The sequence below is a fragment of the Kitasatospora sp. NPDC032757 genome, assembly GCF_055579305.1.
In genome coordinates this window covers 39,940-54,099 of the sequence record NZ_JBVINN010000018.1, presented here as the reverse complement: position 1 = coordinate 54,099, position 14,160 = coordinate 39,940, and the positions used below count along the sequence as shown (strand labels likewise).

The window sequence follows — 14,160 nt, the reverse complement described above, 5'->3', positions numbered from 1 at the left end:
CGGCGAGGACTCCGGGACGTCTGGGAGACTGACCCTGATGACAACTGCGAAGACGACCGGCACGGCCACCCTCACCGACGGCGTACGGGCCGAGGCGACCATTGATCTGGCCGCCCTGCGCGGCAACCTGGCCGCGCTGCGCGAGCGCGTGGGCGGGTCCACGGTGATGGCCACGGTCAAGGCGGACGCCTACGGCCACGGCGCGGTCCGGTGTGCCCGCGAGGCGGTCGCCGCAGGGATCGGCTGGCTCGGGACCGCGCTCCCGCAGGAGGCGCTGGCGCTGCGCGCCGCCGGCATCCGCCCCGACCAGGCCCGCGTCCTCTGCTGGCTCTGGACGCCCGGGGGCCCCTGGCGCGAGGCGCTGCTCGCCGACATCGACATCTCCGTGTCCGGCCAGTGGGCGCTGGACGAGCTGCTGGCCGCCGTCCGCGCGACCGGCGTCCCGGCCCGGGTGCATCTGAAGGCCGACACCGGTCTCGGCCGCAACGGCTGCCAGCCGCACGACTGGCCCGAGCTGGTCGCCGCCGCCCGGCGCGCCGAGGCGGAGGGCCTGCTCACCGTGGTCGGCATCTGGTCGCACTTCGCGGCCGCCGACGAGCCCGGCCACCCCTCCATCCAGGCCCAGCTGGACTCCTACCGCGACGCCCTGGCCCTCGCCGAGGCGGCCGGGCTGCGCCCCGAGGTCCGGCACCTGGCCAACTCGCCCGCCACCCTGCTGCTCCCGCAGTCGCACTACGACATGGTGCGCACCGGCCTGGCGATGTACGGGCTGTCGCCCGTCCCGGAGGTCGGCTCGCCCGCGGACTTCGGGCTCCGCCCGGTGATGGCGCTGACCGCCCGGCTGGCACTGGTCAAGCAGGTCCCCGGCGGGCACGGGGTCAGCTACGGCCACCACTACACCACCTCGGGGCCGACCACCCTGGGCCTCGTCCCGGTCGGCTACGGCGACGGCATCCCCCGGCACGCCAGCGGCACCGGCCCGGTGCAGATCGCGGGCAAGTGGCGGACGGTGGCGGGCCGGGTGGCGATGGACCAGTTCGTCGTCGACCTCGGCGGGGACACCCCCGCGGTCGGCGACGAGGTGCTGCTGTTCGGCAACGGCGAGCAGGGCGAGCCGACCGCCGAGGACTGGGGTCGCGCCTGCGGCACGATCTCGTACGAGATCGTCACCCGGATCGGCGCCCGGGTGCCGCGCCGCTACCTCGGCGGCATCGCCGAGGAGCAGCTCGTCGCGGACCTGCTGGCTGCGGACCCGCTCACGACGGACCGGCTCACGACGGACCGGCTCACGGCGGACCCGCTCGCCGCAGGCCGGCTCGCCCGGAGTTCGTTCGGCCACGGCCCGCTCGGCCAGGACCAGCTCGCCGAGGGCCCGCGCGCATGAGCGAGGAGGCCGGGTCCGGGCCGGTGGCGGCGGTGGCCAAGGCCGCGGGCGCGGCGTCCGGAGTGAGCCGGGCCGGCCTGATCGGCATTTCGGTCGGCGTGGTCGCGGCCGGCGCGGCCGCCGGTGTGGCGATAGAGCGGCTGACGGTCGGCCGGGCCACCCGCCGCCGGGCCCGCGCCGAACTGGATGCCAACGCCCCGTACGGCTCGCTGCGCGGACGCCCCCGCACGGTGACCACCGCCGACGGCACCGAGCTGTACGTCGAACTGGACGGCACCGGCTGGCCCGAGCCCGTCCGGCTGCGCCCCGCGCCCACGGGGCCGGACGCGGAGCCGGGGGCGGGATCGGACGTGGAGCCGGAGCCGGAGTCGAGGCGGGCCGACGACGAGGCAGGCGGCGCGCCGGTCCGGCGAGGCCGGCTCACCCGTCGGCGCGCGGACGCCACGGAAACCACCGTCGGCGCCGACGACGACGCCACCAGCCACCCCAACCCCAACGGCCCGGTGGACCGCACCGGACTGCCGGGGCTGCTCGGCCGCTCGGGCGCACTCGTCCGGGCCGGCCGCCGATCCGGCCTCGCGGCTGCCGCTGCCGCCGCCCCGGCCTCCGCCGGCTCCCCCGACGCCGAGCCGCTGACCGTGGTCTTCTGCCACGGCTACTGCCTCAACCAGGACAGCTGGCACTTCCAGCGCGCCGCCCTCCGCGAGGGCATGCGACTGGTCTTCTGGGACCAGCGCAGCCACGGCCGCTCCGAGCGCTCCCGCTCGTACCTGGCCGGCGAACCCGCGAGCATCGACCAGCTGGGCGGGGACCTCAAGGCCGTGATCGACGCCGTCGCGCCGGCCGGGCCGCTGGTCCTGGTCGGCCATTCGATGGGCGGCATGACGGTGATGGCACTGGCCGACCAGCACCCGGAGCTGTTCCGGGAGCGGGTCGCCGGGGTCGCCCTCATCGGCACCCTGGCGGGTGACTGGGACGCCGTCACTCTCGGCCTTCCTGCCGTCGGGGCCAAGCTGTTCAAGAAGGTCGCGCCGGGCGTGATGAAGCTGCTCGGCCGCCAGGTCGAGCTGGTGGAGGCGACCCGCCGGCTCGGCGCGGACGTCAGCGCCGTCTTCTACCGGAAGTTCTCGTTCGGCGGGAAGGACGTCGACCCGGGCGTGGTGCGGTTCGCCGAGCAGCTGCTGGACGCCACCCCGATCGACGTGGTGGCCGAGTTCTACCCGGTCTTCGGCGCGCACGAGAAGTCCGCCGCGCTGGCCGCCCTGCGCGGCATCCCCACCCTGGTGCTGGCCGGCACCAAGGACCTGCTGACCCCGCCCGGCCACAGCGAGGCGATGGCCGAGCAGCTGCCCGGCGCGGAGCTGGTCCTGGTCGAGGACGCCGGCCACCTGGTGATGCTGGAGCGCCCCGACCTGGTCGACCAGCGTCTGGCCGCCCTGCTCAAGCAGGCGGTCGACTTCCGGCGGGCGGCCCCGCTGCCGCCCTCGGTCTGCGAACTGGCCTGAGCGCCGCGGTGCGGGCGGCCCGCGCGAGCGTCCGAACGGGGAGCCGCGACCAACGCGGCGCCGGCCTCCCGCACGCCCCCTGAGGGGACCTGTCCATGATCCGGCGGCCCGGGGCGTGCAGACGGCCACCCGGGGGCGGACCGGGGCGGACCGGGGCGGACCGGGGCGGGGCCGGGCCCGGAGCGCGGGCGGGCGGGGATGTGGCACCGTAGCGGGGGCGCCCGGCGGTCGGTGCGCCGCTGTACGGAACGCACCGAAGGGCTTGATTCGCGCATGGGCTCGCACGCCACCCTCACCGTCGCCACCCCCGAGCGGATGGGCCGGCTCGGCCGGGAGCTGGCCGCGCTGCTGCGGCCGGGGGACCTCGTGCTGCTCTCCGGCGAGCTGGGAGCGGGGAAGACCACGCTGACCCGGGGCCTGGGGGAGGGGCTGCAGGTGCGCGGGGCGGTCACCTCGCCGACCTTCGTGATCGCGCGGGTGCACCCGTCGCTGGTGGGCGGGCCGTCGCTGGTGCACGTGGACGCGTACCGGCTGGGCGGGGACCTGGACGAGATGGAGGACCTCGACCTGGACGTCTCGCTGCCGGAGTCGGTGGTGGTCGTCGAGTGGGGCGAGGGCAAGGTCGAGCGGCTGTCCGAGGACCGGCTGGAGGTCCGGATCGAGCGCGCCGTCGGCGACACGGCGGACCAGGAGGACCTGGATCCGCGCAGGGTGGTGCTGACCGGCATCGGCCCCCGTTGGGCGGGCGTGGAGCTGGAGAAGCTCGCCTGAGCCGCGCCGGACGGACAGGCCCGGGCTCCCCGGTCGCCGGTTGTTGCCGACAGGCTGTCGGCAAAGTGTTGCGGGCGGGGGACCGGGCGTGATGGGATGGGTGCTGCGGTTAGGTCTGCCTAACTAGGGAGGCGCCATGTCGAGCACCACCCCCGACCCGGAGCGCGCGCCGCGCGGCACCGGGGCCGGAGAGCCCGCCCGCAGTGTTCAGGGCGCGCCGATGCGAGCCCTGCTGGCCGCGTGTGCGGCCGCGGAGGCGGTCTCCACCCCGCCGGAACGCCACGAGAGCGCCGAGGCGACGGAGGCGGCAGCGGCATCGGAGACGGCCGGGCCGGCGGTCGGCACCCCGCGCGCGGCCTGAATCCCTCCCGCGAGACCGGCGAGGCCCCCCACGGCGGCCAGCGCCGGTCAGGCGATCACGACCACCTTGGTGCCGTTCGACGCGAAGTCCCAGAGCAGCTGGCCCTCGGGCCGCCCGCTGCGGATGCCACCGGTCTTGGCCTTCGGGTCGGCGGTGGGGGTGGCGCCGTCCACCGCCGCGCTGAAGCCGAACACCACGCCGTTCTGCTGGGCGAAGCGCACCACGTGCTCGATCTGCCGTCCGTCCGTCCCGGTGGCGGTGGGCGTCCGGCTGTACACCGGGTAGCTGCCGGGGGTCGGCTCCACCGAGCCCGGGGTGACCGCGAAGGCGGCCACCACCTGCGGGTTCTTCCTGGGGTCGACCAGCCAGACGTGGTGGCTGCCGACCGAGTAGACGACGCGCAGCCCGGTGCCCGAGCTGGCCGGCAGTGCCGGGATGGTCGGGGTGGCCGAAGCGGTCGGGGTGGCCGAGGCGGCCGGTCCGCTCGACGACGCGGAGACGGTGGTGCTCGGCCGGGCGGCGTCCGCGCGGCCCTGCGCGCCGTTGGCCTGGAAGGCCAGCAGGCTCACCACCGCCAGGGCCCCCAGGGTCAGCCCCGTGACCACCACTCCAGGACCCATCTTCGCCACGTGTGCTCCCACCGCCGTCCCAAAACCCGTCGGCCCCATCGTGCCAGGTCCGTCCGCCCGGACCCGCACCCCGTAGGACGTGTGTTCCGAACCCGGACGCCCTGTCGATCGGGCGGAGCGGGAACGGCGGACGGGTGGGGCAGGAAGACGCGGACGGGCGGAGCAGGAACGGGCGGAGCAAGACCGGCGGCCGTCCTCCGCCCCGACCGGTCTAACCTTGACCCGTGCTGCTGCTCGCGTTCGACACCGCTACCCCCGCCGTCACCGCCGCCGTCCATGACGGCACGGCCGTCCTCGCCGAGACCGACCAGGTCGACGCCAGGCGCCACGGCGAACTGCTCCTCCCCGCCATCGACCGGGTGCTGCGGACGGCCGGCGTCGACAAGCACCGGCTGACCGGAATCGCCGTGGGCGTCGGCCCGGGCCCGTACACCGGCCTGCGGGTCGGCCTGGTCACCGCCGCCGCGCTCGGCCACGCGCTCGGCGTGCCGGTGCACGGCGTCTGCACCCTGGACGCCATCGCCCACCGGGCGCGCGCCGAGGGCTTGGCCGGCGAGCCGTTCACGGTGGCCACCGACGCGCGCCGCAAGGAGGTCTACTGGGCCTCGTACGACGCCGACGGCCGCCGCACCGAGGGCCCAGCGGTGGACCGCCCGGCCGAGCTGACGCCGCAGCCGCGCGCGGTCGGCGCAGGCGCGCTGCTCTACCCGGACGCCTTCCCCGGTGCGCACGGGCCCGAGCACGTCTCGGCCGGCGCGCTGGCGGACTTCGCAGCCGCCGAGCTGGCCGCGGGCCGTGAGCTGCTGCCCAACGTGCCGCTCTACCTGCGCCGCCCGGACGCCCAGGTCCCGGCGGGCTACAAGGCGGTGCTCCCGGCGTGACCGGCCTGACCGGCGTGCCCGGTGTCACCGGCCCGAGCAGCCTGACCGGCCCGACCAGCGTCACGAGCCCCGGCGACCAGGCCGCCCCCGCGCAAGCCGCCCCTGCCACCCCCGCCACCCTGCGCCCGATGCGCTGGTGGGACATCGCCCCGGTGATGGAGCTGGAGCTGGAGCTCTTCCCGGAGGACGCCTGGTCCACCGGGATGTACTGGTCCGAGCTCGCGGAGGCCCACCCCGGTGGCACCCGCCACTACACCGTCGCCACCACCGCCGACGGCGCGATCGCCGGGTACGCCGGGCTGATGGTGGTGGCCGGCGAGGGCGACGTGCAGACCATCGCCGTCGGCCACCGCCACCAGGGCTCCGGTCTCGGCGCGGCGCTGCTCATCGACCTGATCCGGGAGGCCGCCCGGCGCGGCTGCGCGGAGCTGCTGCTGGAGGTGCGGGTGGACAACCCGCGCGCCCAGCGGCTGTACGAGCGGTTCGGCTTCGAACCGGTCGGCATCCGGCGCGGCTACTACCAACCGGCCAACGTCGACGCGCTGGTGATGCGCCTCGACCACCCAAGCATCGAACCGAAGGACCTGAAGGAAACCCGCCATGGCTGACGAACCGCTCGTCCTCGGCATCGAGACCTCCTGCGACGAGACCGGCGTCGGCATCGTGCGGGGCACCACCCTGCTCGCCGACGCGGTCGCCTCCAGCGTCAACGACCACGCCCGCTTCGGCGGTGTGGTGCCGGAGATCGCCAGCCGCGCGCACCTGGAGGCGATGGTCCCGACCATCCAGCGCGCCCTCGACACCGCCGGCATCAAGGCGAGCGACCTGGACGGCATCGCCGTCACCGCCGGCCCCGGCCTGGCGGGCGCGCTGCTGGTCGGCGTCAGCGCGGCCAAGGCGTACGCCTGGGCGCTGGACAAGCCGCTGTACGGGGTCAACCACCTCGCCTCGCACATCTGCGTGGACCAGCTGGAGCACGGCCGGCTGCCCTCGCCCACGATGGCCCTGCTGGTCTCCGGCGGGCACTCCTCGCTGCTGCTCAGCGAGGACATCACCAGTGACGTCCGCCCGCTCGGCGCGACCATCGACGACGCGGCCGGCGAGGCCTTCGACAAGGTGGCCCGGGTGCTCGGGCTGGGCTTCCCGGGGGGCCCGGTGGTCGACCGCACCGCCCGCGAGGGCGACCCCAAGGCGATCGCCTTCCCGCGCGGCCTGACCGGCCCGAAGGACCCGGAGTTCGACTTCTCCTTCTCCGGCCTGAAGACCGCCGTCGCCCGCTGGGTGGAGGCCAAGCGCCGGGCCGGCGAGGAGGTGCCGATCGCCGACGTGGCGGCGTCCTTCCAGGAGGCGGTGACCGACGTGCTCACCCGCAAGGCGGTCAAGGCCTGCCGGGACAACGGCGTCGACCACCTGATGATCGGCGGCGGGGTCGCGGCCAACTCGCGGCTGCGCGAGATGGCCCAGCAGCGCTGCGACAAGGCCGGCATCCGGCTGCGGGTGCCGCGTCCGGGCCTGTGCACCGACAACGGCGCGATGGTCGCCGCGCTGGGGTCCGAGATGGTCTGGCGTGACCGTGCGCCGTCCGCCTTCGACCTCTCGGCCGACTCCTCGCTGCCGGTCACCGAGGTCCACGTGCCGGGTGTGCCGACCGGTCACGGGGACGTCCACGGCCAGGCGTACCGGGCGCTGGGCGGGGAGAAGTGACCACGACCGCCGCCATGTGGGAGGCCCGCGCCGCCGACGGGCGCGGTGCCGAGCTGGCCGCCTGGGTGCGCGGGACCGCGCTGCCCGCGCTGCGCGGCTCGGGCGGCCTGGTCCGCACCGAGCTGTTCGGCGCGCCGGGCGACCGCGTGCTGCTCATCACCTGGTGGACGGGCGAGCCGGTGCCGGTGCCCGAGCCGCCCGCCGCACTGGTCGGCCGCCCGGTGCACCGCTGGTCCTTCGTCAGCGAGCATGTGGAGTAGCCGCTCGTAAGCCTGTCCGGGAACCGAACACCCGACCGTTACCGTGCATAGCTGAGAGAAAGCTGGACGGGACCGGGGAGCGCGGCGCGGTGAAGAGGTACGGGCGGAGCAGGACGAGGACGTACGCGGTGGGGGCGCTGGCCCTGCTGGCCGCCGCCACCGGGTGCGGCAGCAGCGGCGGGTCCGGCAAGGCGGCCATGGTCGCCACCCCGCCCCCGACGGCCGCCGGGTCCGCGGCGACGCCCGCCCCGGCCGGCCAGGCCCCCGCCGCCACCACGCCCGCCGCGGCACCCGCCGCCGGGGACGCGGCGGCCTGGGCGAAGTGGAACCTCAAGCCGCTGCCGCCCGCGCCGGCGGCGCCCGCCGACAAGCCGGTCAAGCTCCAACGGACCGGCCCCGTACCGGTGTTCAGCGAGGTGAAGACCACCGACAAGGTCGTCTTCATCACCATCGACGACGGCGCCGAGAAGGACCCGAAGTTCGTCGAGATGCTGACCGAGCTCAAGGTGCCGGTCTCGATGTTCCTGACCCGGGACATAGTCAAGGACAACTACGGCTACTTCAAACCGCTCCAGGCGCTCGGCAACCACATCCACAACCACACCGTGGACCACGCCCAGATGAGCAAGGTCGCGCCGGAGAAGCAGAAGTCCGAGATCTGCGACGCCCAGGCCGCGCTCACCCAGCAGTACGGCACCGCGCCGCTGCTGTTCCGCCCGCCGTACGGGGACGGTGCCAACACGCCGGCGCTGAACACCTCGGTGCAGCAGTGCGGGCCGCGGGCGATCGTGCTCTGGCGCGAGTCGATGCAGATCCACGACATGCAGTACCAGGCCGCCGACAAGAAGCTGAAGCCCGGCGACATCGTCCTCGCCCACTTCCGCGGCCCGAAGGACCTCAAGGGCGAGACGATGACGCAGATGTTCGGCGAGATGCTGGCCCGGATCCAGGAACAGGGCTTCGCGGTGGCCCGGCTGGAGGACTACATCGAGGCGCCCGCCAGCTGAGCGGGCGCTACGGGAACGTGACCGGCTGACCGAGCATCATCAGCGGGCCGTGGTCGGTACGGCTGAGGATCACCGTGACGGAGTTCGGGCCGCTCGGCTTCAGCTGGCGGCGCAGCTCCTCCGGGGTGATCGCCATCCCGCGCTTCTTGATCACCACCGTGCCGACGGCCCGCTCGCGCAGCAGGGCCTTCAGCTTCTTGATGTGGAACGGCAGTACGTCGGTGAGCTCGAAGGCGTGCGCGTACGGGGTGGCGACCAGCTCGTCCGAGGTGAGGTAGGCGATCTTCGGGTCGATCAGCCGGCCGTTCACCTGCCCGGCCACCTCGGCGACCAGGTGGGCACGGATCACCGCGCCGTCCGGCTCGTACAGGTAGCGGCCGACCGGGCCGGCCGGCGGGTCGGGCAGGTCGCCGCCGGCGAGGCTGGCCTGCCGGGGGAGCAGGGTGGCCCGGTGCGGGCGCTCGGCCCTGGTGCCGAACCAGAGCACCGCCTCCTTGACGTCGCCGTGGTCGGAGACCCACTCGGCCTCGGCGTCGGCCGGGACGGCCTCGTGCGGGATGCCGGGGGCCACCTTCAGCGCGCCGATCGGGGTGCGCCGGCCGGCCTCGACCGCCCAGGAGAGCGGCGGGGCGTACGCCTCGGGGTCGAACACCCGGCCGCGCGAGGTGCGGCGGGCAGGGTCGGTGAAGACCGCGTCGAAGCCGGTGACGTCGACCTCCGCGACGTCCGCGCAGCGCACCTCGACCAGGCCGTCCAGGCCCAGCGCGGCGGCGTTGGCGGCGGTGGCGGCGCAGGCCGCCGGGTCCTTGTCGACCGCGAGCACCTCGATCCCCGCCCGGGCCAGCGCCAGCACGTCCCCGCCGATCCCGCAGCAGAGGTCGGCCAGCCGGCGCACCCCCAGCTCGGCGAAGCGCCGCGCCCGCCATTCGGCGACGCTGCGCCGGGTGGACTGCTCGACCCCGTTGGGCGTGAAGTACATCAGGTCGGCGTCCTCGCCGAACTTGGCCCGGGCCCGCTGCCGCAGCCTTGCCTGCCCGAACGCCGCCGACACCAGCCCGGCCGGGTGCTCCCGCCGCAGCCGGGTGGCCAGCGCCAGCTCCTCCTCGGGCGCGAACTCGCGCAGCTCGGCGAGCAGGGCTTGGCCCTCGGGGGTCAGCAGGGGCTGCAGGTTCTCGGTCTCCACAGGGCCATTCTCGCCGGTCACCTGCCGGGGGAGCCCGCGAAGGCCCGGGCCGGCGGGAGGAACGGAGGCCCCGGTGTCGCACATGTGTACGGCTGCTCATCCCGCTGCCGAAGCGGACGGGCGCGCCGTTGGCACTCTGGTTGACTGAGTGCTAACCGCGGCCTATGGTCGTCCTTAGCACTCTCCACCAGGAGAGTGCTAACGCGAAGAAGCGTGTCTGACCCCCGCGACGGCAGGCCCGCAGCTTCGCCACTACCCGTTAGACAACCCCGTAATCTCCGAAGGGGAGCTCGGACGTGACCACCAGCAGCAAGGTTGCCATCAAGCCGCTCGAGGACCGCATCGTGGTCCAGCCGCTCGACGCCGAGACCACCACGGCCTCCGGCCTGGTTATCCCGGACACCGCCAAGGAGAAGCCCCAGGAGGGCGTCGTCCTGGCCGTCGGCCCGGGCCGCTTCGAGGACGGCCAGCGTCTGCCGCTCGACGTCGCCGTCGGTGACATCGTCCTGTACTCGAAGTACGGCGGCACCGAGGTGAAGTACCAGGGCGAGGAGTACCTCGTCCTCTCGGCGCGCGACGTTCTCGCCATCATCGAGAAGTAAGCAGCACCGAGAAGTCAGTCGTTCCAGCCCGCCCCGGATCCGTGTCCCAGTGACAGGGGCCCGGGGCGTGGTTGTTGGTTCACGTAGTCCGGCGGCCGGCATGCCGGCCGCAGCCCCGAGGGAATAGGGAACATGGCGAAGATCCTGCAGTTCGACGAGGACGCCCGCCGCTCGCTGGAGCGCGGTGTCAACAAGCTGGCCGACACCGTCAAGGTGACCATCGGCCCCAAGGGCCGCAACGTCGTCATCGACAAGAAGTTCGGCGCTCCGACCATCACCAACGACGGTGTCACCATCGCGCGTGAGGTCGAGCTGGACGACCCGTACGAGAACCTTGGCGCGCAGCTCGTCAAGGAGGTCGCCACCAAGACCAACGACGTCGCGGGTGACGGCACCACCACCGCCACCGTGCTGGCCCAGGCCCTGGTCAACGAGGGTCTGCGCAACGTCGCCGCCGGTGCCGGCCCGGCCGCTCTGAAGAAGGGCATCGACAAGGCCGTCGCCGCCGTCTCCGAGCACCTGCTGTCCGTCGCCCGCGAGATCGAGGGCAAGGACGACGTCGCCGCCGTCGCGTCCCTCTCCGCGCAGGACACCCAGGTCGGCGAGCTGATCGCCGAGGCGATCGACAAGGTCGGCAAGGACGGTGTCATCACCGTCGAGGAGTCCAACACCTTCGGCGTGGAGCTGGACTTCACCGAGGGCATGCAGTTCGACAAGGGCTACCTGTCGCCGTACTTCGTCACCGACGCGGAGCGTCAGGAGGCGGTCCTCGAGGACCCGTACATCCTGATCAACCAGGGCAAGATCTCCTCCATCCAGGAGCTGCTGCCGCTGCTGGAGAAGATCCTGCAGGGCGGTGCCTCGAAGCCGCTGCTGATCATCGCCGAGGACGTCGACGGCGAGGCGCTGTCCACCCTCGTGGTGAACAAGATCCGCGGCACCTTCAACGCGGTCGCCGTCAAGGCCCCGGGCTTCGGTGACCGCCGCAAGGCGATCCTGGGCGACCTGGCCACCCTGACCGGTGCCACCGTCATCTCCGAGGAGGTCGGCCTCAAGCTCGACCAGGCCGGTCTGGACGTGCTGGGCACCGCCCGCCGCGTGACCATCACCAAGGACGAGACCACCGTCGTCGACGGTGCCGGTGACTCCGAGGCCGTGGCCGGCCGCGTCGCCCAGATCAAGGGCGAGATCGCCAACACGGACTCCGACTGGGACCGCGAGAAGCTGCAGGAGCGCCTGGCCAAGCTGGCCGGCGGCGTCTGCGTCATCAAGGTCGGCGCCGCCACCGAGGTGGAGCTGAAGGAGCGCAAGCACCGCCTGGAGGACGCCATCTCGGCGACCCGTGCCGCGGTCGAGGAGGGCATCGTCGCCGGTGGTGGCGCCTCGCTCGTCCACGCCGCCAAGGTGCTGGAGGGCGGCCTGGGCCTGGAGGGCGACGAGGCGACCGGTGTCGCGGTCGTCCGCAAGGCGCTCGCCGAGCCGCTGCGCTGGATCGCCCAGAACGCCGGCCTCGAGGGGTACGTCATCACCCACAAGGTCGCGGAGCTGGAGGCCGGTCACGGCTTCAACGCCGCCACCGGCGAGTACGGCGACCTGCTGAAGGCCGGCGTCATCGACCCGGTCAAGGTCACCCGCTCCGCGCTGGAGAACGCCGCGTCGATCGCCTCCCTGCTGCTCACCACCGAGACCCTCGTGGTGGAGAAGAAGGAAGAGGAGGCCGACAACGGCCACTCGCACGGTGGTCACGGCCACTCCCACTGACGCCTGATCAGTGACCGGAGGCCCGGTCCCGCTCCTTCGGGAGCCGGGCCGGGCCTCCGGCGTTGGGCGTGCTTCACCGTTCAACTATCAGAAGAATTTTGCATACGGCAAAGTTTGGCTTATAACTGAGGCATGATCGAGGCCCGCCATCTGCGCGTCCTGCGTGCCGTCGCCCGCACCGGCTCCTTCTCCGCCGCCGCTCGCGAGCTGGGCTGTACGCAGCCCGCCATCAGCCAGCAGATGAAGGCCCTGGAGAAGGCCGTCGACACCCCGCTGGTGGTCCGCTCGGGCCGCGGCATGCAGCTGAGCGAGGCCGGGCGGGTGCTGCTCAAGCATGCCACCGGGATCCTGGCCGGGCTCTGCGCCGCCGAGGAGGAGGTGGCGGCGATCGCCGGGCTGCGGGCCGGGCGGGTGCGGCTGGTCTCCTTCCCGACCGCGAGTTCCACTCTGGTGCCGCCCGCCGTCGCCCGGCTGCGGGACAGCCATCCGGGGGTCCGCGTGTCGCTGGTCGAGGCCGAGCCGCCGGAGTCGTTGGCGATGCTGCGCGGCGGCGAGTGCGAGGTCGCGCTGGCCTTCCGCTACCCGCAGGCCCCTGGCGGCGCCCCGGCGCCGGTCCCCGCGCCCGCGCACGGCACGCCCCGCGAGGCGCGGGCCGAGGCCAACCTGGAGGCCCAGCAGCTCAGCGCCGGCACCGACTGGTCCGATCTGGTGGTCACCCCGCTGCTGGACGACCCGCTGGTCGGCCTGCTGCCCGCCGCGCACCCGCTGGCCGGGCGGGGCGGCGGTGGCCCGGTGGAGCTGGCCGAGCTGGCCGGGGAGCAGTGGATCGCCGGCTGCCCGCAGTGCCGGGGGCACCTGGTGGAGCTCTGTGCGGGAGCGGGCTTCGAGCCCCGGATCGACTTCGCGACCGACGACTACCCGGCGGTGGTCGGCCTGGTGGCGGCCGGGCTCGGGGTGGCGGTACTGCCCGGGCTGGCGTTGGAGTCGGTGCGCCCTGACGGCGTGTCGGCGGTGCCGGTGCGGACCGCGTCGGGGGCGCCGGCGGTGCGGCAGGTGGTCGCCCTGACCCTGCCGGACCTCGCCGAGGTGCCGGCCGTGGCGCTGATGCTGGAGCGGCTGGCGGGCGCGGCGGCCGCCGGGCGCTGACCGTGGCTCACGGGGCCGTGGACGTCTCGTCCCGGGCCGGGCGGCCGTGCGGCGTGAAGCGCCGCGAAGAAACGTTTCTTCACGGCACGGCGCGGGCGAGCGCCTAGCGCTGCAGCCCCGTCGGCGCGGCCAGCGGCACCTCCACCAGACGGTTGCGCGAGCGGCCCATCATCTCCTCGCGCTCGTCCTCGGTCAGGCCTCCCCAGACGCCGTACGGCTCCCGGACCGCCAGTGCGTGCGCGGCGCACTCGGTTCGTACCGGGCAGCGCATGCAGACCTCCTTGGCGCTGGCCTCGCGCGAACTGCGCGCGGCCCCGCGCTCGCCCTCGGGGTGGAAGAAGAGCGAGCTGTCCACGCCGCGGCAGGCCGCGGAGAGCTGCCAGTCCCAGAGATCGGCGTTGGGGCCGGGGAGGCGGGAGAAATCTGCCATGGCTCATTCCCTTCAGAGGCTCGCCGGCCACCGGCCGGCCACCGGCGGGCTGGGCGGTGCGGCACGGCGAGGCTTCGATGCGCTGGTGTGGACACCTGGAAATATGACTTACGGCAACTCCATGGACAAGTCACCCACAGAGTGGCACAACAGTCAATGACCGTACAAAAGCTATAAAAACGGGCAAAGTGGGCATGGACTTCCGCGGGCGCAGGCGTGGCAATCGGGTGGCCGACGGGCGCACGACGCTCCGGACCGGTGTGCGGGTCGTACGCCGACCGCGCGCGAGCTGCACAAAAGTGCGGCGTGTGCACCGCGATGCGGCTGATCGGTAACGGGTTGGCCACGTACAGTGGTGGAGATGGCCCTGAAGGCCGTAACTCATTCGAGTGACGGTCGTTGGAAGTGCGGAGGCGGTTAGCGGGCGCCGGACGTCGGGAACGATCGCGGGGAAGTTCAGGCGATCGGCACGGAGTCCGTCGCCAATCGGCCGTGTCGGAGAGATTCGTACCAGCCAGGAGGCTCAACGTGACGCG

General features: G+C 73.7%; 14 protein-coding genes and 1 pseudogene. 12 read left to right on the top strand and 3 right to left on the bottom strand.

The window, feature by feature from the left end; genetic code table 11:
* Window positions 1-37: 37 nt before the first annotated feature.
* From alr to ACZ5WK_RS20885, 4 genes and pseudogenes are all read left to right on the top strand, one after another.
* Window positions 38-1,204: pseudogene (gene alr, locus ACZ5WK_RS20900) on the top strand (alanine racemase); the annotation flags it as partial.
* Between the two features lie 176 nt (window positions 1,205-1,380).
* Window positions 1,381-2,889 (top strand): alpha/beta fold hydrolase, encoded by a 1,509-nt coding sequence (locus ACZ5WK_RS20895; RefSeq protein WP_465548855.1) that lies wholly within the window; start codon window positions 1,381-1,383, stop codon window positions 2,887-2,889.
* A 273-nt stretch (window positions 2,890-3,162) separates the two neighbouring features.
* The gene (gene tsaE, locus ACZ5WK_RS20890) at window positions 3,163-3,660 is read left to right on the top strand and encodes a tRNA (adenosine(37)-N6)-threonylcarbamoyltransferase complex ATPase subunit type 1 TsaE (protein ID WP_465548853.1); all 498 of its coding nucleotides are present in this window, start codon (window positions 3,163-3,165) and stop codon (window positions 3,658-3,660) included.
* 136 nt (window positions 3,661-3,796) lie between these two features.
* Entirely contained in the window at window positions 3,797-4,021 is a 225-nt protein-coding gene (locus tag ACZ5WK_RS20885; RefSeq protein WP_465548851.1) for a hypothetical protein, read from the top strand.
* Window positions 4,022-4,068: 47 nt separating this feature from the next.
* Here ACZ5WK_RS20885 and ACZ5WK_RS20880 read toward each other — a convergent pair whose 3' ends face one another.
* Window positions 4,069-4,641: a hypothetical protein gene (locus ACZ5WK_RS20880; RefSeq protein ID WP_465548972.1), complete on the bottom strand. Its 573-nt coding sequence runs from the start codon at window positions 4,639-4,641 to the stop codon at window positions 4,069-4,071.
* Window positions 4,642-4,874: 233 nt separating this feature from the next.
* On the opposite strand from ACZ5WK_RS20880, the gene tsaB reads away from it, so the two are divergent.
* The 5 genes from tsaB to ACZ5WK_RS20855 all read left to right on the top strand — a co-directional run bounded on the left by tsaB (window position 4,875) and on the right by ACZ5WK_RS20855 (window position 8,502).
* The gene (gene tsaB, locus ACZ5WK_RS20875; protein WP_396321443.1) at window positions 4,875-5,531 is read left to right on the top strand and encodes a tRNA (adenosine(37)-N6)-threonylcarbamoyltransferase complex dimerization subunit type 1 TsaB; all 657 of its coding nucleotides are present in this window, start codon (window positions 4,875-4,877) and stop codon (window positions 5,529-5,531) included.
* 128 nt (window positions 5,532-5,659) lie between these two features.
* Window positions 5,660-6,139, top strand: a complete 480-nt coding sequence (gene rimI, locus ACZ5WK_RS20870; protein ID WP_396321545.1) for a ribosomal protein S18-alanine N-acetyltransferase — start codon at window positions 5,660-5,662, stop codon at window positions 6,137-6,139.
* Window positions 6,132-7,235 carry a tRNA (adenosine(37)-N6)-threonylcarbamoyltransferase complex transferase subunit TsaD gene (tsaD, locus tag ACZ5WK_RS20865; protein ID WP_405360132.1) on the top strand — a complete coding sequence of 368 codons (1,104 nt, stop codon included), beginning with the start codon at window positions 6,132-6,134 and terminating at the stop codon, window positions 7,233-7,235. Before rimI ends, tsaD begins: the two co-directional genes overlap by 8 nt.
* Window positions 7,232-7,495 carry a hypothetical protein gene (locus ACZ5WK_RS20860; RefSeq protein WP_465548849.1) on the top strand — a complete coding sequence of 88 codons (264 nt, stop codon included), beginning with the start codon at window positions 7,232-7,234 and terminating at the stop codon, window positions 7,493-7,495. The genes tsaD and ACZ5WK_RS20860 overlap by 4 nt, the downstream gene beginning before the upstream one ends.
* Window positions 7,496-7,584: 89 nt before the next feature.
* The gene (locus tag ACZ5WK_RS20855; RefSeq protein WP_465548847.1) at window positions 7,585-8,502 is read left to right on the top strand and encodes a polysaccharide deacetylase family protein; all 918 of its coding nucleotides are present in this window, start codon (window positions 7,585-7,587) and stop codon (window positions 8,500-8,502) included.
* 7 nt (window positions 8,503-8,509) lie between these two features.
* On the opposite strand, the gene ACZ5WK_RS20850 is transcribed toward ACZ5WK_RS20855, so the two are convergent.
* Window positions 8,510-9,685 (bottom strand): THUMP-like domain-containing protein, encoded by a 1,176-nt coding sequence (locus ACZ5WK_RS20850; protein WP_465548845.1) that lies wholly within the window; start codon window positions 9,683-9,685, stop codon window positions 8,510-8,512.
* A gap of 296 nt (window positions 9,686-9,981) precedes the next feature.
* On the opposite strand from ACZ5WK_RS20850, the gene groES reads away from it, so the two are divergent.
* The 3 genes from groES to ACZ5WK_RS20835 all read left to right on the top strand — a co-directional run bounded on the left by groES (window position 9,982) and on the right by ACZ5WK_RS20835 (window position 13,194).
* The gene (gene groES, locus ACZ5WK_RS20845; protein WP_014136232.1) at window positions 9,982-10,287 is read left to right on the top strand and encodes a co-chaperone GroES; all 306 of its coding nucleotides are present in this window, start codon (window positions 9,982-9,984) and stop codon (window positions 10,285-10,287) included.
* 132 nt (window positions 10,288-10,419) lie between these two features.
* Window positions 10,420-12,048 carry a chaperonin GroEL gene (gene groL / locus ACZ5WK_RS20840; protein ID WP_396321438.1) on the top strand — a complete coding sequence of 543 codons (1,629 nt, stop codon included), beginning with the start codon at window positions 10,420-10,422 and terminating at the stop codon, window positions 12,046-12,048.
* 132 nt (window positions 12,049-12,180) lie between these two features.
* Complete coding sequence (locus ACZ5WK_RS20835; RefSeq protein ID WP_465548843.1) at window positions 12,181-13,194, top strand: LysR family transcriptional regulator; 1,014 nt, start codon at window positions 12,181-12,183, stop codon at window positions 13,192-13,194.
* 103 nt (window positions 13,195-13,297) lie between these two features.
* Here ACZ5WK_RS20835 and ACZ5WK_RS20830 read toward each other — a convergent pair whose 3' ends face one another.
* Window positions 13,298-13,624 carry a WhiB family transcriptional regulator gene (locus tag ACZ5WK_RS20830; protein WP_148644417.1) on the bottom strand — a complete coding sequence of 109 codons (327 nt, stop codon included), beginning with the start codon at window positions 13,622-13,624 and terminating at the stop codon, window positions 13,298-13,300.
* Window positions 13,625-14,160: the final 536 nt, after the last annotated feature.

What these genes read in the sequence shown, in the direction of transcription:
- ACZ5WK_RS20895 (WP_465548855.1), top strand. Translation starts at nt 1,381, where the DNA reads ATGAGCGAGGAGGCCGGGTCCGGGCCGGTGGCGGCGGTGGCCAAGGCC.
- tsaE (WP_465548853.1), top strand. Translation starts at nt 3,163, where the DNA reads ATGGGCTCGCACGCCACCCTCACCGTCGCCACCCCCGAGCGGATGGGC.
- ACZ5WK_RS20885 (WP_465548851.1), top strand. Translation starts at nt 3,797, where the DNA reads ATGTCGAGCACCACCCCCGACCCGGAGCGCGCGCCGCGCGGCACCGGG.
- ACZ5WK_RS20880 (WP_465548972.1), bottom strand. Translation starts at nt 4,641, where the DNA reads ATGGGTCCTGGAGTGGTGGTCACGGGGCTGACCCTGGGGGCCCTGGCG.
- rimI (WP_396321545.1), top strand. Translation starts at nt 5,660, where the DNA reads ATGCGCTGGTGGGACATCGCCCCGGTGATGGAGCTGGAGCTGGAGCTC.
- tsaD (WP_405360132.1), top strand. Translation starts at nt 6,132, where the DNA reads ATGGCTGACGAACCGCTCGTCCTCGGCATCGAGACCTCCTGCGACGAG.
- groL (WP_396321438.1), top strand. Translation starts at nt 10,420, where the DNA reads ATGGCGAAGATCCTGCAGTTCGACGAGGACGCCCGCCGCTCGCTGGAG.
- ACZ5WK_RS20835 (WP_465548843.1), top strand. Translation starts at nt 12,181, where the DNA reads ATGATCGAGGCCCGCCATCTGCGCGTCCTGCGTGCCGTCGCCCGCACC.
- ACZ5WK_RS20830 (WP_148644417.1), bottom strand. Translation starts at nt 13,624, where the DNA reads ATGGCAGATTTCTCCCGCCTCCCCGGCCCCAACGCCGATCTCTGGGAC.